The sequence below is a fragment of the Alcaligenes faecalis genome, from assembly GCF_005311025.1.
Classification (GTDB): domain Bacteria; phylum Pseudomonadota; class Gammaproteobacteria; order Burkholderiales; family Burkholderiaceae_B; genus Alcaligenes; species Alcaligenes phenolicus.
In genome coordinates, this window is the sequence record NZ_CP031747.1 from 2,873,748 (window position 1) to 2,889,913 (window position 16,166).

General features: G+C 56.3%; 14 protein-coding genes. 8 read left to right on the forward strand and 6 right to left on the reverse strand.

What is annotated here, in order from left to right:
* Nucleotides 1-36 precede the first annotated feature (36 nt).
* The 6 genes from D0C27_RS13270 (at nucleotide 37) to D0C27_RS13295 (ending at nucleotide 8,006) form a co-directional block, all read left to right on the forward strand.
* Nucleotides 37-1,554, forward strand: coding sequence for a TolC family outer membrane protein (locus tag D0C27_RS13270; protein WP_137431143.1), 1,518 nt, complete (start codon nucleotides 37-39; stop codon nucleotides 1,552-1,554).
* Between the two features lie 43 nt (nucleotides 1,555-1,597).
* The gene (locus D0C27_RS13275) at nucleotides 1,598-1,819 is read left to right on the forward strand and encodes a hypothetical protein (RefSeq protein WP_022983326.1); all 222 of its coding nucleotides are present in this window, start codon (nucleotides 1,598-1,600) and stop codon (nucleotides 1,817-1,819) included.
* Nucleotides 1,797-3,986 (forward strand): type I secretion system permease/ATPase, encoded by a 2,190-nt coding sequence (locus tag D0C27_RS13280; protein ID WP_026484846.1) that lies wholly within the window; start codon nucleotides 1,797-1,799, stop codon nucleotides 3,984-3,986. Before D0C27_RS13275 ends, D0C27_RS13280 begins: the two co-directional genes overlap by 23 nt.
* A 71-nt stretch (nucleotides 3,987-4,057) precedes the next feature.
* The gene (locus tag D0C27_RS13285; RefSeq protein ID WP_230940577.1) at nucleotides 4,058-5,344 is read left to right on the forward strand and encodes an HlyD family type I secretion periplasmic adaptor subunit; all 1,287 of its coding nucleotides are present in this window, start codon (nucleotides 4,058-4,060) and stop codon (nucleotides 5,342-5,344) included.
* Between the two features lie 108 nt (nucleotides 5,345-5,452).
* A complete protein-coding gene (locus D0C27_RS13290; protein WP_035269588.1) occupies nucleotides 5,453-6,067 on the forward strand; it encodes a response regulator transcription factor in 615 nt (204 codons plus the stop codon).
* A 175-nt stretch (nucleotides 6,068-6,242) separates the two neighbouring features.
* Nucleotides 6,243-8,006, forward strand: a complete 1,764-nt coding sequence (locus D0C27_RS13295) for a retention module-containing protein (protein ID WP_137431144.1) — start codon at nucleotides 6,243-6,245, stop codon at nucleotides 8,004-8,006.
* Nucleotides 8,007-8,255: 249 nt separating this feature from the next.
* Here D0C27_RS13295 and D0C27_RS13300 read toward each other — a convergent pair whose 3' ends face one another.
* The 4 genes from D0C27_RS13300 to D0C27_RS13315 form a co-directional block, all read right to left on the reverse strand.
* Nucleotides 8,256-8,582 (reverse strand): tetratricopeptide repeat protein, encoded by a 327-nt coding sequence (locus D0C27_RS13300; RefSeq protein WP_137431145.1) that lies wholly within the window; start codon nucleotides 8,580-8,582, stop codon nucleotides 8,256-8,258.
* Nucleotides 8,583-8,797: 215 nt separating this feature from the next.
* On the reverse strand, nucleotides 8,798-9,844 hold the full coding sequence (locus tag D0C27_RS13305) for a hypothetical protein (RefSeq protein WP_009456751.1): 1,047 nt from the start codon (nucleotides 9,842-9,844) through the stop codon (nucleotides 8,798-8,800).
* Nucleotides 9,845-9,912: 68 nt separating this feature from the next.
* Nucleotides 9,913-11,244, reverse strand: coding sequence for an MFS transporter (locus D0C27_RS13310; RefSeq protein WP_240688253.1), 1,332 nt, complete (start codon nucleotides 11,242-11,244; stop codon nucleotides 9,913-9,915).
* Between the two features lie 59 nt (nucleotides 11,245-11,303).
* Complete coding sequence (locus tag D0C27_RS13315) at nucleotides 11,304-11,801, reverse strand: flavin reductase family protein (RefSeq protein WP_009456753.1); 498 nt, start codon at nucleotides 11,799-11,801, stop codon at nucleotides 11,304-11,306.
* A 291-nt stretch (nucleotides 11,802-12,092) separates the two neighbouring features.
* Between D0C27_RS13315 and D0C27_RS13320 the strand changes: the two genes are divergently transcribed.
* Together D0C27_RS13320 and D0C27_RS13325 are read left to right on the forward strand one after the other, a co-directional pair.
* Complete coding sequence (locus tag D0C27_RS13320) at nucleotides 12,093-12,398, forward strand: Dabb family protein (RefSeq protein WP_137431146.1); 306 nt, start codon at nucleotides 12,093-12,095, stop codon at nucleotides 12,396-12,398.
* A gap of 147 nt (nucleotides 12,399-12,545) precedes the next feature.
* A complete protein-coding gene (locus tag D0C27_RS13325) occupies nucleotides 12,546-13,442 on the forward strand; it encodes a PaaX family transcriptional regulator (protein ID WP_026483216.1) in 897 nt (298 codons plus the stop codon).
* A 14-nt stretch (nucleotides 13,443-13,456) separates the two neighbouring features.
* Here the strand turns inward: D0C27_RS13325 and D0C27_RS13330 are convergent, their stop codons facing one another.
* Both D0C27_RS13330 and D0C27_RS13335 read right to left on the reverse strand, forming a co-directional pair.
* Nucleotides 13,457-14,791 carry a carboxylesterase family protein gene (locus tag D0C27_RS13330; RefSeq protein WP_137431147.1) on the reverse strand — a complete coding sequence of 445 codons (1,335 nt, stop codon included), beginning with the start codon at nucleotides 14,789-14,791 and terminating at the stop codon, nucleotides 13,457-13,459.
* Between the two features lie 3 nt (nucleotides 14,792-14,794).
* A complete protein-coding gene (locus D0C27_RS13335; RefSeq protein WP_035274528.1) occupies nucleotides 14,795-16,030 on the reverse strand; it encodes an acyl-CoA dehydrogenase in 1,236 nt (411 codons plus the stop codon).
* Nucleotides 16,031-16,166 lie beyond the last annotated feature (136 nt).

The following is a 16,166-nucleotide window of genomic DNA, read 5'->3' on the forward strand; positions in this document are numbered from 1 at the left end:
AAATTTGATCTGGCAATGCGTTGCAACGCTGACGTAATGACGTCTGTTGCGAACGCGGCACAGGATCTTACGGAGGCCGACGTGCGTGGTAAGAAAACTCTAACGGTAAGTGCGCTGCTGACAGCGCTACTGCTGGCGCAACCAGCGCTTGCCCAGCAGGAAAACAGCTTGAGCTTCAAGGACAGTATTGAGCGGGCAATTATGTCCAATCCTGAACTTGGCGCTCGCTTCCAGGATTTCCAGTCTGCGCTTGAAGGTCAGAACGTTGGCCGTGGCGCCTTGTTGCCCGAGGTCAATGCACAGGGTTGGGTTGGCAAAGAGTGGCGTGGCAGCACCTCCGGTGCTCCGTCTACCGACTGGTCCCGCAGCGGCTACAGCCTGCAACTGCGTCAGTTGATTTTTGATGGTTTCTCCTCGATCAACCAGGTTCGTCAGTTGGGTTACGAAAAACTGGCTACCTACTACGAGCTGCTGGCTTCGGTAGATTCTCTGGCTCTGGAAGCGGCCAACGCGCACATTGATGTGCTGCGTTACCGCGAAATGGAAAAGCTGGCCCGTGAAAACTACGGCATGCACATGAACATCCTGAGCCAGATTCAGGAGCGTTCGGCATCCGGCGTGGGCCGTGGTGTGGACCTGGAACAAGCTTATGGCCGTCAGTCCCTGGCTCAAAGCAACATGATGACCGAGGCCGGCAACCTGAACGACGTGCTGCAACGCTACCGTCGCATTGTGGGTGTGGCTGCTCCTGAAGTCATGCAAGCGGCCCCTAGCCTGAGCGAGTCGATTCCTGCCAATACCACCGACTTCTTGCCATCCTTGCGCACCAGCCCCGTGATTCTGGCCAAGCAGGCTTTGTATCAAGCTGCTGAGTCGGGCAAACACGTGGCTCAAGGCCGCATGTCGCCTACTTTGGAATTCCGTGCTGCGACAGGCAAGGACAAGAATGATCCTCCCGGTTCCGCATACCGCAACTCGCAAAGCAGCAACGTGCAGTTGATGCTGTCGTACAACCTGTTCCGTGGTGGTGCCGATGCTGCTCGCATCCGTCAAACCACAGCTCAGCAGTACGCTGCCCGCGACGTGCGCGATTACACCTGCCGCAACGTACAGCAGGATCTGGCCGTGGCCTGGAACAACATCGAGCGCCTGCGTGCTCAGTTGCCATTCCTGAAACAACACGAACTGGCTACGTCCAAGGTTCGCGTTGCTTACATGCAGCAGTTCCAGATCGGTCAGCGCTCCTTGCTGGACTTGCTGGATACGGAAAACGAACTGTTTGATGCGCGTCGCGCTCTGGCCAATGCCACTTACGACCTGCAACAAGCCGAATACCGTTGGTTGACCTTGTCGCACCGTCTGGTGTCGGCAGTTGGCCTGTCCCAGCCTTACTCGGAGCAGCCTGAAGAAGCCGCCAAGCTGGACTTCCCCGAAGAGGCATTCAAGGCATGTATGACGCCTGTTCCAGATACCAGCAACCTGGCCCCGGTTTCTGTTGATTACCGCGACGGTATGGCTCCGCCAGTCCTGCGCGAGAAACCAGCCGGGCTGTAAGTAGCTGCTTCTTGGCGTTATTGGATAGTGAAGGGAGGCACGTATGAGTCAGAACGAAGATGACTACAAACAAGAGCTCTCAGTCTCGGATGCCAGTTTTATCCGAGTGCTGGAGGATTTGATTGACGCACTGGTTGCTAACGGTGTGCTTCGTATGACTGATCTGCCTCCCCAGGCCTTGGCCAAATTGAACGAGCGCAAACGTACCCGTCAACGCCTGCGGGATTCGCTGGATTTGATTAATGACGATGAACCACTCATCTGACAGCACGACACAAGCAAGCGGGCAATACAGTATCCCGCCTCATCTGACGCATGATGATCCTCTTCTGACCTGCCTGGCAGAGATTACCCGTATCCACGGTAATCCTTGCACGCCGCAGCACTTGTCTGCAGGCTTGCCTTTGCAGCGTGGGCGTTTGACGCCTGCCTTGCTCAGTCGAGCAGCCGCGCGTGGTCATTGCACGGCCCGAGTGTGGCGCCGCGCCTTTACCGAACTCGACACCAATCTGTTCCCGGTTATTTTGTTGCTGAACAATAACCGGGCATGTGTGTTGCTGGGGCTGGAAGAAGAACGTGCCCGGGTGCATTTCCCGGAAAGTGGTAGCCCCAGCGAAATTAGCCTGGAAGATCTGCAAGCGCAGTACTCCGGGCTGTTGGCCGTGGTGCAGCCGGATTTCCGCGTCGAAGCGCGTGCCAAAGATGGTGTGGCCCCCATGAAGGGCAAACACTGGTTCTGGACAGCCGTAGTGCAAAACTGGCGTCTGTATCGCGACGCCATTGGCGCTGCCTTGCTGATTAACCTGTTTGCGCTGGCCATTCCGCTCTACACCATGAACGTGTACGACCGGGTGGTTCCCAACAAAGCGATTGAAACCCTGTGGGTACTGTCGATTGGGATTGGGCTGGTGCTGGTCATGAACATGGTGCTCTCCAGTGTGCGAGCCTATGTAGTTGATGCTGCCAGCAAACGGGTGGATATTCAGTTGTCCGCGCGGATTATGGAGCGGGTGCTGGACTTGCGCATGGAGAACCGACCGCCGTCGGTGGGCTCTTTTGCTGCCAATCTGCGCTCTTTTGAATCGGTGCGCGACTTTATCGCTTCGGCCAGTTTGACGACACTGGTCGATTTGCCATTTGTGCTGCTGTTTTTGGCTGTGCTGGCCTGGATCTCGCCCTGGATGCTGATCCCGCCCGTTGTGGCCATTGTGATCATTCTGGGTATTTCCTGGTTTGCTCAGGCACGTATGGAACGCCTGACCAAACAGACCTTCCAGGCTGCTGCCCAGCGTAACGCCGGCTTGGTCGAATCCCTGGCTGGTATGGAAACCTTGAAGGTCCTGAATGCGCAAAGCAATGCGCAGCGCGACTGGGAGCAGTCCACCGAGTACCTGGCTCGTCAGGGTGCGCGTATCAAGATGACTTCCACCCTGACCGTAAACACGGTGCAGATGCTGCAGCAGATGGTCACCATCAGCGTGGTGATTATCGGGGTGTATCTGGTTCAGGAAACCAAATTGTCCATGGGGGGCATTATTGCTTCCTCCATGATTGCAGGCCGTTGCCTGGCTCCTTTGGGGCAAGTGGCTGGCTTGATGATGCAGTATCAGAATGCCCGTACCTCCCTGGGTTCGGTGGATTCGTACATGAATATGCCGGTAGAGCATCCTGAAGAGCGTCACTTTGTGCCACGCCCTTATCTGGAAGGCTCTATCGAGTTCCGCAACGTTAGTTTCAGCTATCCCGGCACTAATCAGAACGTGCTGGATAAGGTCAGTTTTTCCTTGAAGGCTGGCGAGAAGATAGGGATTATCGGCCGTATTGGCTCCGGCAAAACCACCTTGTCCAAGCTGATCCTGGGTCTGTACAAACCGACGGGCGGCACCGTTGTGCTGGACGGAATTGATAGCCAGCAGATTGACCCGGCAGACGTGCGTCGATCCATGGGCTATGTCTCGCAGGACCCCACGCTGTTCTATGGCACTTTGAAACACAATTTGCTGATGGGCACGCCTTATGCAACTGACGATCAAATGTTGGCAGCGGCTCGTCAGGCGGGGGTGGATGATTTCGCACGACGCCATCCTGATGGCTACGACATGATGATTGGCGAACGCGGCGAATCCCTCTCGGGTGGTCAGCGTCAGGCTATCGCTGTGGCTCGTGCCTTGATCGGTAACCCGTCCATTCTGTTGCTGGATGAACCCAGCAGCAATATGGATAACCAGAGCGAATCGGCCCTGCGTCGCAGCCTGCATAAAGAATGTGAGGGCAAGACAGTTGTGCTGGTGACCCACCGCACCGCCTTGCTGGAGCTGGTGGATCGCCTGATCGTGATGGATATGGGGCGTATTGTGGCGGATGGTCCTAAGGATCAGGTCATTGCCGCCTTGCGTAGTGGGCAGATTGGTAAGGCCCGGAGTGCAGCATGAAAATAAAGAACCTGACCAATTGGGTGCGTGCGCAACTCCAGGACACCAATTCCCCACCTCCTGGTAGCAATATGCTCAAAAACGCGTCGTGGACGGCTCGTTACCAAGATGTACGGGGTTCCACGCTGCTGATCTGGTTGACCTTGCTGGCCATCAGCCTGCTGATTGTCTGGGCCAGTTTTGCCAGCATTGATGAAGTGGTGCGTGGCGAGGGCAAGGTTGTGCCATCTCGCCAGGTCCAGATTGTGCAAAGTCTGGACGGCGGTGTGGTGGAAGAAATTCTGGTGCGTCCTGGCCAGTCCGTGGAAGCGGGCGAAGTGCTGTTGCGTATCGATCCTACCCGTGCCTCGTCCTCCTTGGGCGAGAACGAAGCCGAGTCCTTGTCCTTGATGGCCAAGGCGGCTCGACTGGAAGCGATTGCTGCCGATCAGCCCTTTGATATGCCCAGTGAAGTGCTGGAAAAAGCCCCTGATCTGGCAGAAATGGAACGCCGCGTCTGGCAGGCTCGTACCGAAGAGCTGCGCTCCAATATTTCGGTGGCTCAGGAACAGCTGAACCAGCGTCAACAAGAATTGCGTGAGACGCAGGCCAATCGTGATCAGGCCGCGTCCAGTTGCGGGCTGACCTCGCAAGAACTGCAAATGACACGTCCTTTGCTCAAAAGCGGGGCGGTGTCCGAAGTGGATTTGCTGCGTCTGCAGCGTGATGTGGCTCGTTACTGCGGTGAGCAAAAAGCAGCCACGGCACAGATCAGCCGTATTCAGGCCTCGATTCAGGAAGCCCAGAACCGGATTGGTGAAGTGGAAATTACCTTCCGCAATCAGGCCCGTACCGAACTGGCTGAAACACGTGCCAAGCTGGCTTCCCTGGAGCAAGGCCAACGTGCCCTGGCCGACCGTGTGCGCCTGGCTGAAGTGCGCTCGCCCGTGCGCGGCACCATCAAGACCCTGTCTGCCAATACGGTCGGCGGTGTGGTGCAGCCCGGTAAAGACATTCTGGAAATCGTGCCTACTGACGACACCCTGCTGTTGGAAGTGCGTATTAATCCGCGCGATATCGGGTTTCTGCACTCAGGCCAGACTGCCGAGGTCAAATTCACCGCCTATGACTTTGCTGTTTATGGCGGCTTGCCCGGTGTGCTGGAACAGACCAGTGCCGACACCATTACCGATGAAAAAGGCAATTCATTCTATATAGCTAAAGTACGTACGGACACGGTGTATGTCGGTGACGATAACCGTCCAATCTTGCCCGGTATGGTGGCCGAAGTGCACATCATGACTGGCAAGCGGACTGTTATGCAGTACTTACTCAAACCTATTCTCAGGGCCAGATCCAACGCATTCAGAGAGCGTTAAGGCTGATTGGTCCGTTGGGGGAGTAGCGCTGACGATAGAGGTGTAACACCCGAGTCAGACCAAGAGCTGATGGCATATAGCTCGTGTTACCAGTAAGGGAAAAGCGGTATGCGACAAGTAAATTCGGTTTTATTTCTGACTGCCGATGAGGCGTTGTGGCAGCATTGGCGTCATCTGGATTCGGTCACCTGGCTGCCCGCCAGAGGGCAGGGCATGGACGATTTATTGCGTTGGAAACAACAGCAGCGTGATCTGGTGGTGGTCGATAGTGCCCTGGCTTTGTGGAATCATCCCCAATGGTCCAAGGCTGTGCAGGGCATGAAGATTATTGTCGCCAGCCCACGTCCTTTGGATAGCGAAGGTCAGGCCGTACTGGCCCTGGGGGCTCGTGGTTACATTCACGCCTACAGCTCGTCGCCTTTGCTGGTGCAGGCGCTGGACCACGTGGCTAGTGGGCAGGTTTGGGTTGGGGAGTCCTTGCTGAGCCGTTTGCTTAGCGACGTTACCCGTCGTCTGGAACCCAAGGCGGGCTGGGAAAGCACCCTGACCAGTCGTGAAGTCGAGGTTGCGCAACGCGCCTCGCTGGGCCACTCCAATCAGCTGATCGCAAAGGACCTGGGCATCACCGAGAGAACGGTTCGCGCCCATCTGCAGGCGGTTTTTGAAAAGCTGGATGTAACAGATCGTTTGATGTTGGCGCTAAAAGTACACGGCATAGCCTAAACCCCTGCTCGCCGTCCCGTTCGTATTGTTAAGTAAGGTCAATAACAATAAATAAAACAGCGAACTGGCGGCGACGCCAATATCGACTAGCGGACCAACTCGCTATTCTCTGATCAAAGAAAGTCCATTTCTGACTGCTGCTTGGCGGCAGTCTTTTTTTAGGAATCAGACAGTCATGGCACTGGATACTGTTTTAGTGACACGAGTTGAAGGTACGGCATGGATCCGTACCGCCGATGGCTCCAAAGTAGCTGTCAAAGAAGGGATGCGCGTCCCTGTTAATGCCGAGATCATCACCGAGACCGGCGCCAGCGTCGAGCTTGAGATCCCTGGCAGCCCATCGATGACCATTTCCGATAACCGCTCCTTCCTGGTCAGCGGCGATATCGCAGAAACCGATGTGGACCCAGTAGCCGCTGCTCTGGCCAACCCGAACGACCCAGCCATTACGGCTGTGTTGGCCGCTCTGGAAGCTGGCGATGACCCATTCTCCCAACTTGACCCAACCGCTGCCGTATTGACCGGTGGTGGCGAAGGCGGTGGCAGCAGCTTCACCCGCCTGGTCAGCATTGTGGAAACCACGCGCCCTCTGGCCCTGGAATACCCACGTCCTGGCGTGCCCACCGTTGAAAACGTGCGCCTGGGTGGCTACAGCGGTACTGGCGAAGAAGAGGCCGGTCCTCTGGTTCCTCCCTCCGTTACTGTCAAGATCAATGACGACGGCACCGTTACCTTCACATTTACTGAAGTGCCATTTGGCTTTGATATCGAAGATATCGTGGTCACCGGCGGCGGTCGCATCGAAGGTCTGACACCAGACAACAAAGATCCCAAGACCTGGACCGGAACGCTGGTTCCCCCACCGAACTACGAAGGTGAAATCACCGTCAAAGTGCCTGACGGTAGCTACACCAACGAAGTTGGTACCCCAGGTAACGGCGGCGAAGACACGACCACGGTCGACACGCTGCCCCCAGAAGCTGAAATCACGATCGATTCCATTACTGAAGACGGCGTCATCAATAAGGAAGAGTCCGAAGGTGATGTAACTATTACTGGTACGGTTGGTAAAGACGTCAAACCTGGCGACAAGGTCACTGTGACCGTCGGCGGTAAAGAATACGAAACCACCGTCAATCCGGACGGCAAGACCTGGAGCGTGGACGTTCCTGGTTCCGAACTGGTCAACAACGACAAGGTTGAAGCCAAAGTCACCACGACTGACGACGCTGGCAACACCACGACTGCGACCGACGAGAAGCCTTACGACGCCCGTCCCCAGGCTCGCAAGCGCCCCCGCCCACCGGATCCCGGTGGCAAGCCAGCCAAACTGGCTCCTGCCAGTAATGCTACAGCGGCCCAAGACCCCGTTTCCTTATTGGACCCCAGCGACAGGGCCTGGCTACGCCAGTCCATGCGGGACGTCGCCCCCTTGAAAAAACGCGGTCAAAGCGTAGTCATGAGCCGTCCTGCGGCTAGCCCGGAACAGTTGGAGCAACGTCGTCGCCACGCGGTAGGTGCGCCCACCAGTACGCCTGCCCTGCCCCAGGCCTCTGACCAATATGTCAGCGTGCAAGGTGAAAGCAACGATATACGACATTTGCGTGCTGGCTGTGGCACCGATGTCTTGCGCGATCTGGAACGCAACCGTTGGCCGATTGAGTCCAGCCTGGATTTGCATGGCTCGGATCTGGAACAGGCCCGCGAGCGACTGGACAACTTTCTGCGCTCCTGTCTGGAGCACGGCGTGCGCTGTGTACGAATTGTCCATGGCACGGGCTACGGCTCGCGCAATGGCGAACCCGTTTTGCGTCATGCCGTGCGTCGCTGGTTAACCCAGCTGCCCAGCGTTCTGGCTTATATGGAATGCGCGCCCAACGAAGGTGGGCAAGGTGCCGTCAAACTGGTGCTGCAAGCCATGTCCGAGCCCGGTGTTTGATTTTTTCCATTAGGTACAGACGTAAAAAAGGCCAGCTTTCGCTGGCCTTTTTTTTGTTGTTGTTATGTTGTACTGCCTATTGCTTTTATAATAGTGACCGTTTTATTTCGGTCTTTATTGCCCAGCGTTGCGGGGCTATGTCTCCTCACCTGCATGAAACGTATTGTGCCCCATTTATAAAGCTGTCACACTTAGGGAATGCACTGATACCCGCATGGTAAGAAAATATCAGTCGCCCATTCGCAGTCTTTATTCTGCTGCCTGGTCCAAAGCCTTCATGGCCCGCTTCAAAAACACCTGCATTTCTTTCTCAGCCTGCTTGTCGCCCTGCTCTTGGGCAATCACCAAGCCCTGCTCCAGAATTTCCCTGGCCTGTTTGAATTGCTCCAGGTTCACCAGCACCCGGCCCAACAGCTTCCAGGCTGCGGTGTAACGCGGATTCATTTCCACGGCTTTGGACAAATGTTCGCGAGCCGCTTCCAAATCGCCCTCGCCCATACAGGCATTGCCCAGGCCAAAGCGCAACAAAGCATTATCCTTGCCTGCCGCCAGTAGCTTCTCCAATCCTTCGCGCATAATCCGTACCCTTGAAAACAAAGCAAAGCTGGGTCGCACTGCCTTCACACAAAGCAAAATAGCGGCTACGACACGCCTGCACAGCTTGATGACTATTGAACTGTCCAGCCATAAACCATTGAGCTTGGTTTTGTACCACGGAATATCAAAGGGCGGCCTCAGCCGGCCGGGCTCTGTAGGCCCATTCTCCTGCTGGTACCGCCCTGGCTAGCGCTTTAGGCCAGATCGCCTTGCAACACCCCCTTGCTGACGACTTCACGGCCATCCAGGCTAACCGTGCAATTGCGCATTGGGTAGTCGAAGTGGCAATCGGAGAAACGGCCAGCCGCTGGATTTGCGCCCGTAGAGAAAAGGAAGTTACCGGCAAAGGCGCGCAACTCGGTTCCGTTGGTATCGCGCTTGTCATACATAGCCATGGAGTCCCAGCGTGCCGCCGGCGCCATGCCCCAGCCCACATGACTGACCGCATAGGCATCCTTGTCATTCCAACTGGCGTAATAGGAGCGGATCAAATCGGCATCCACGCCCTTGCCCTCAATAGCCACGACATAATCGTTTTCGATGCGCAAGGTTACGGCTGATTCCAGATAGCGCTTGAAGGTCAGGTTCACATCTCCACTATCCAGCACCAGCGTGCCATTCACACTGCCATTGCTGGGGTAGCAAATGCACAGGCCAGCAGGCCAATACCCAAAGCTGCCCGGCTTGTCGGCTATCCCGGCACTGCCGCGCCCGATCACACCCGCCAGGCTGACCGTCAGGTCCGTACCGGCTTCGGAGCTAATGTGCATGACACTGGCATCGGTAATCAGCTTGCCGCCAATATCGCACTTGCTTTGCAAATCAGGACTGGGTTTGACCCGTTCCAGAATCTCGGGATGCTCGTCGCTAATCATCATGATGCGGGCACCTTTGGCCAGCAGTGCGGCACGCTCGGGCGAATGCAGCAGCCCTTCTACGGTGCAGTCCACAATGAACTGGCTGCCTGCCAAAGCCTGGACAATCGGGTCCATACCTTCCAGCGCCAAAGACGTCCCGGTCGAGCGCAGGGCAATATTGCTTTTCAGACGTGGCGAGACCAGTTTCACATGGCAAACCCGTGCCCCCATTTGCGTCAGGGCCAACTCAGCCAGCTCGGCCAGCACGGAGCGCGATTGCGTCTCGGACAGCACGACTGCCATTTCGCCGGGTTGTACTTTGCATAGTCCAAACACTTCTACAAAATCAGCAATCCACTTACCTTCAATATGCTCACGCAACATCTCACTACTCCTAGAAAATTCAAAAAAGGCGCTGCGCGGCTCTTTCAGCCGGGCAGCGCCTATACACATCAGTCGTGCAAGTCCTTGCCCTTGGTCTCGGGCGAGGCAATGGTGGCCCACAAAGCCAGAACACACAGGCCGATCAGGTACCAGTCAAAAACCTGTTTTTGATTGATGGAATGCAGCCAGGCTTGCAAATAGGGAGCGGTCCCGCCCGTCAGGGCACCAGCAACCGAATAGGGCAAGCCCATGGCAACCGCACGAATGCGGGTCGGAAACTGCTCGGGGAAAAAGGCCGGCATGATGGCGGTGGGTGCCGAGATCAACAGCATGCCGCCCGCCATGAACACCACCAGACGCCAGATCTCGCCCTGGCCGCCGGTCAGCACCATGGTCAGCGGGATGATGCTGATGATTGAACCGATGGAGAAGAAATACCAGTTCGCCTTGCGACCAAAACGATCCGAAAATGCGCCCCAGAAAATCAGGCACAGAATCAGGAAAAGATTGGCCCCCACCCCCACCCACATCACTTTGGCGGCAGGCATGCCCAGGGAGGTAATGGCAAAGGTGGGCGCCATGATGGCCCAGACGTAATACAGCACGGTGCCGCCAGCCGACAAGGCAAATACGCGCAAGCAGGCACTGCGATACTTCCAGACCTCCGACCAGAACACGCGTGCGCCCGGGCGTGCCGTTTTGCCTGCCGCTTGCGCTGCGGCCTGACGGGCTTTGAACATGGGAGTTTCATCCAGCTTTCTACGCAGATACAGCGCATATACCCCCAAGGCCCCACCCAAGACAAAAGGCACACGCCATGCCCAGGCCCGAACAACATCCTCACCCAGCAGACTGGTCAGGCAGGCACTGAGCAACACAGCCGCCAATACCCCGATCGTGACAAACACAAACACGGAGGAAGACCACAGCCCACGTTTATGAGCAGGTGCCATTTCGGTGACATAGGTGAAGGAAGAAACCACCTCCCCACCGTGGCCAATCCCTTGCAACAAACGGCCCATCAACAAAAACAAGGCGGCAATCGGCCCCACCATGTCATACGTAGGAGCAATACCAATCACCAAACTGCCCAAGGCTGTCACCAGCATGGACAGGGTCATGGTGAAACGCCGCCCCTTGCGATCGGCCAGCCAGCCAAAAAAGATGCCTCCCAGCGGGCGCATGAAAAAACCCACAGTAAATACCGCCAGTGTGCCCAGCAAAGCCGCCAGCGGGTCCTCACTATGGAAAAACTGCTTGGCAAAATAGGCGGCAAAAATCGAATAAGCCGTCCAGTCGTACCACTCCAGGGCGTTACCCGCCCCAACCCCCAAAATAACGCGTCGACGCTGCGCGGCAGTCATGGGCTGCTCGCGCAACGATGGTGTATGTGCGTCCAAGAGATGTCCCCTTCACTGTGATAGTTATGCTTCTTGTTTATTGTTTTTGATCCGGTGGCTCAGGCCACCAACTGCGTGAAACGAGAACGATGAAAGATCAGTGGCGAGATTTCGCGCTCGATCTGCACATCGTGGATAAGCAATTGCACGGCATCGTGGTCCCCAGCGGGATGCACTTGAAAAACACTGCAGTCAAACCAGACTGATGCCCCTTGTATATGGACGGCCCCCTCCTCGGTCAGCTCGACCTCGATATCGCTGAATCGGCTGTCCTTGTCCGGTCCGGCCAGCTGACGGCAAATAGCCGCATGTTCAGCACTCAAAATTGACACCCCCAGACGCGAGGCGCGAGACAGCAGCGCCCAGGTCGAGGAACTTTTCTGCACAAAAAAGGCGGCCAAAGGCGGATCCAGCGAAACCCCTACGGAAAAACTGGACGCAACAATGACTTGCGGCTTGCCATCGAGTACGGCGGCAATGGCCGCTACCCCGGATGGAAAATGTCCGAAGGCTTCGCGCACCACCCTGGCTCCCAACCCACTTATGTTTTCTTTCATGACGATGACTCTGCTCAGGCGTTAAAGACCCAAAACCCAAAATGAGGCGAGCTCTGCGACAACACACTCGCTTGGCCTCAATTCTGTTTCGATCGTCATTTATTTGCAATAACAAAATAATCAAATAAGGATGTTTTTTGTTGAATTTAGGTATTAACCCTATGAAAATTCGTCGTTTTAAAAGCTATAGGCCTATACAATTCAACCGAATATTATTGCGTATTATCTTTCGTCATTATTTATTTGCAATAATTAATGAGCTTAAAACCTCTCGGAATCCACAAGGACAGCATGTATCTACATATCGTTTTGATGGCCCCCCACACCCCTGTCAGCCCGGAACTCGCCCCCAAGCTGGACCAGGCCTTTATCCGCATACATCAGGAATGCTCCGGCATAGAACGCTTTGAATGGGTGCCGAACCTGTCACTCAGCTCGGCGCGCTACAGCCATGCCCTGCTTTCTGTATTCCGCACTCAAGAAGCACTGGACGCCTACAGACAGAGTGATGCTCACCAGGCCATGCTGGATGCCATCGCCCCGCACATTCAGGACATCGTCGTGCTGGACAGCGTGCTGGAGAAAAGCCTGCCCTAAGAAGCTCAAGCTGGCGCCCTGGCAAACAGGACGCAAGCAGCCCCAGTGCGGCTACGCTAGCGCCGCCGGGGCACGCACGGTAAAATGGCCCGCTACAAACCTACTATCAAAAATGGGTAGCAATCAGCCCCACCACCGGAAAACAGAATGAAAGCAAGCGTCGCGATTGATGAGTTCATCGCTAGCCGAGACCATGGCGAGCACGAGCAACTTGCCCCGCACCACTACATTCTGACGCTCTACGGTCTGTTCGCCCGCCCCACCGGCGTCATCATTCCCGTGGCCAGCGTGGTTCAACTACTGGCCGACCTGGGTGCTGAACCGTCCAGCGTGCGCTCCGCCATTTCCCGGCTCAAGAAAAAAGGCGTGCTAGTTAGCCAACAAGCCGCCTCGGGCAAAGGCTATGCCTTGGCGGCCGAACTGGAGCCGCATATGCAGGCCGGTGACGAGCGGATTTTTTCCTCCCCCTCCATGAATATTCGGGACCCCTGGCTGCTGGTCTCCTTCTCCGTTCCGGAAAGCGAACGCCAGAACCGTCACAAGATTCGTACAGGCTTGGCTCGCATGGGGTTTGGCACGGTAAATGCGGGCCTGTATATAGGTCCGGCGCGCTTGCAGGCAGAGGCTGTCGAGTACATACGCGAGCACCAGCTCTGGCCCTATATTGAGCTGTTCACCTGCGAACCCAGTGGCCTGAGCGATATTCAGGAAAAGATCTCCCGCTGGTGGAATTGGGACAAGCTGGCCAATGAGTACCAGGCCTTCTTGAACTCGTATCAACACGAAGTTGAAGCGTGGCAAACCGCTTTACGCCAAGGCACGGCCGACCCTTTGGAAGCCTTCCGACTCTATATGCCTATGGTGACACGCTGGCGCAGACTGCCCTTTCTGGACCCAGGCCTGGCACCCGAGCTATTGCCAGACAACTGGGTAGGCAATACAGCCCGCAAATTGTTCGGTGATTTGCATCGACTGCTTAGTCCCTTGAGCTCGCAACACGTGCAGCAGGCCATTCCAAACTGGAAGGCCCGCGGCACGGAGTAAACCTGCTCCTTTAGTCAGGCCCCCGCAAAGCGTGCGATGTCGCCCATCAAATCCTGGGCGACGCGCTCAAACCGCTCCGGCGTCACCCCCTGCATCATGGGCGCATCCTGCCAGGCCCGGAAGTTGCCAAACTGGAAAGGCAAATCAAAACAGTGCCCGCTGAACACCGCTTCAAGCGGACTTTGTTCCATGAAGTCACTCCAGACCACCGAGCGCCCCGCTGCTTTCAGACTAGCCGCATACTGCGTGGGAAAACGCTGGAATTGCAACCAGGACGACGCGGCCACCACTTGCTGATACGGCGTCAGACCCGAACCTACTCCCTGATACACCCCATTTCGCAGCAGGCTGTCTGGCAAATCTCCCACAGGCCATACACCCAAAGCCTGATCGACCTGCTCTTGCGTCGCCTGCCGATGAAAAGGCACGTCAAAAAAGAACACCGAGGACTCTTGGGCAGTACAACGCAGATACACCGCCTGCGCATGGCAGGCTTGTGCCGCCCAGTCAGGATTTAAGAAGTCGGGCGGCATCCCGGCGCTGGCCACAGGCAAGAATGCCGAAGGAGCATGAGCCAAACGTAGCGGCTCTTTGTCCAAGGCCATCATGCCGTGCTGCATCAAGATATCCACGTTCGCCGTCAGCCACTGATCACCCAGGCTTTGTCGCAGGCGCTCTGTGGTTTTTCTTTGTTGCTCGGGTGACCACGGCGTGCGCGTTCCCATGCTGAGCAAAGCAACACGATTAATCCAACCTCGTGTGGACTCCAGCACGCTGAGCAAATGCGCATACCAGCCACCCGCCGATTGCCCCATCAAGGTAATCTTGTCCGGGTCTCCGCCAAAGGCATGGATACGATCTTTCACCCATTGCAGTGCCAAGAGCAGGTCGGCTGCCGGCAAAGGCAAATCGTCAGCTTGTGCATCGCCCAGGTGCCCCAAGGCACCCAGACGGTAATTCACATTGACCACCACCATGCCCTGCGCTGCCAGGCGGGTGCCGTCATACCAATCCAAAGAAGCGCCACCGCTCACCCAGGCTCCACCGTGGATAAAGAACAGTACGGGCAGACCTTGTGCTTGCGCAGGTGCCCACACATTCAAAAAATAAGCGTCTTCAGATTGAGGATTGGCACTGCCTGCTCCCATGACCGCCGCAAGACGGCTGGGGCGCTGCGGGAACAAAGGCACCTGATCCAGAGAGGTCGCTGCCATTCGCCCCGTCGCTGCCTGCGCCGCTTCAAAACGGCGCGTGCCTTGGGCATAACGCAGGCCATACCAGGCCTGCACCTCTACGCCGTCGGCATGACAACGGCGTGAAGGAGCATTGATCCGCAAGGTCGCCGTCATGGTTTAGAGCTTGTTGGAAATATAAGGCGTACCGGTCATGCCGTTACCGTGCAGCTCGTATCCCATTGGCGCGGTAATGGAGGCATGGCGAGTACCTGTATTAATATCGCGCCACATGCGGCCCAGCAGACTGTTTTCCGCGAAGGAGGCGGTGCCATGCAACCAGCACAGATTGTTCACCGCATCCACCAGCTCGTGTCCTGCATGGCCGATCCCGGCACGATGGCGAGCACGTAGCTCCAAAGGCATGGGCACGGTACCGGAAGCAGCAGCATCGATCTGCGCCGCAGCGCGTTCCAGCAGCAAACGAGCACCATCAATCTGAATACTTGCCGTTCCCAGGTTCTGCACAAACGCCCCCGAATCCGACTGCTTCTTGTAATGGGTATAGGTAATGCCGCGCTTGCCACTGACACCAGTAGTGAAATCCACGGCGGCTTGCGCGGCCCCTAAAGATGGCGCTTGAATGCAGGTGGACATGGTCAGGTGCGGCGTCAAACGACGACCAAATGTAGCCAAGGGATCTTGCTCCTGCACATCACCCATCAGTTGCTGAAACGTAATCAGGCGCTCTTTGGGCACCCACAGGTTTTCTGCCACCATGGTGTTGGAGCCCGAGCCGCGCATACCGATGGTGTACCAGGTATCCTGAATTTCAAACTCATCACGACGCATCAGCACAAAGCCCACGGTAGGCTCGACCTGCTCGTTTTCCTTGATGAACAAAATCCCCAGTGCCCAGTCCGAGTGATTGCTGTTCGAGGCAAAAGGCCACTTGCCCGTAATGCGCCAGCCATCGCCATCCGGCGTTGCCGTGCCTTGGGGTTGGGCAAAAATGGACGCCGCACGGATTGGACCGTCTGCAAACACCTCATCGAGCATGGCATCGCTAAAGCGGTTGGCCAGCATGACCGAACCATTAGAGATCACCACACACCAGGCTGCTGCCGGATCGTAATAGCCCACGGCGCTGGCACATTGCAAGAGCATCTCCGCCCCACCCTCATAACCGCCGTAGCGCTTCAAGGCCGAAATGCGCCAGGCCCCGGTGGACTCCAAAGCCTGAACCGCCTCGTCTGACAACATGCGATTACGGTCAGCCTGCGGGGCCAACTCACGTAGCAGCGGGCCGATCTCATGGATACGCTCCAAAATCTCCTCTGTCTCCTGACGGGATGGCGCCTGGGTAACGGTGATCCGCTCGCGCTCGGCGACCAATGTAGCTCCTGTGATAGTCATAACAGCTCCTTAGAATTATTTAATATGGCAAATTTATAGCTATCGTCAGTTAATCGCAATATCAATAATCATGAAAAACGCTAAACCCGCTTGTTTTATTGAGTTTATTCGGGTTTTCACCTAGTAATAATCATGC

What these genes read in the sequence shown, in the direction of transcription:
- D0C27_RS13270 (WP_137431143.1), top strand. Translation starts at nt 37, where the DNA reads ATGACGTCTGTTGCGAACGCGGCACAGGATCTTACGGAGGCCGACGTG.
- D0C27_RS13275 (WP_022983326.1), top strand. Translation starts at nt 1,598, where the DNA reads ATGAGTCAGAACGAAGATGACTACAAACAAGAGCTCTCAGTCTCGGAT.
- D0C27_RS13280 (WP_026484846.1), top strand. Translation starts at nt 1,797, where the DNA reads ATGACGATGAACCACTCATCTGACAGCACGACACAAGCAAGCGGGCAA.
- D0C27_RS13285 (WP_230940577.1), top strand. Translation starts at nt 4,058, where the DNA reads ATGCTCAAAAACGCGTCGTGGACGGCTCGTTACCAAGATGTACGGGGT.
- D0C27_RS13290 (WP_035269588.1), top strand. Translation starts at nt 5,453, where the DNA reads ATGCGACAAGTAAATTCGGTTTTATTTCTGACTGCCGATGAGGCGTTG.
- D0C27_RS13295 (WP_137431144.1), top strand. Translation starts at nt 6,243, where the DNA reads ATGGCACTGGATACTGTTTTAGTGACACGAGTTGAAGGTACGGCATGG.
- D0C27_RS13300 (WP_137431145.1), bottom strand. Translation starts at nt 8,582, where the DNA reads ATGCGCGAAGGATTGGAGAAGCTACTGGCGGCAGGCAAGGATAATGCT.
- D0C27_RS13305 (WP_009456751.1), bottom strand. Translation starts at nt 9,844, where the DNA reads ATGTTGCGTGAGCATATTGAAGGTAAGTGGATTGCTGATTTTGTAGAA.
- D0C27_RS13315 (WP_009456753.1), bottom strand. Translation starts at nt 11,801, where the DNA reads ATGAAAGAAAACATAAGTGGGTTGGGAGCCAGGGTGGTGCGCGAAGCC.
- D0C27_RS13320 (WP_137431146.1), top strand. Translation starts at nt 12,093, where the DNA reads ATGTATCTACATATCGTTTTGATGGCCCCCCACACCCCTGTCAGCCCG.
- D0C27_RS13325 (WP_026483216.1), top strand. Translation starts at nt 12,546, where the DNA reads ATGAAAGCAAGCGTCGCGATTGATGAGTTCATCGCTAGCCGAGACCAT.
- D0C27_RS13330 (WP_137431147.1), bottom strand. Translation starts at nt 14,791, where the DNA reads ATGACGGCGACCTTGCGGATCAATGCTCCTTCACGCCGTTGTCATGCC.
- D0C27_RS13335 (WP_035274528.1), bottom strand. Translation starts at nt 16,030, where the DNA reads ATGACTATCACAGGAGCTACATTGGTCGCCGAGCGCGAGCGGATCACC.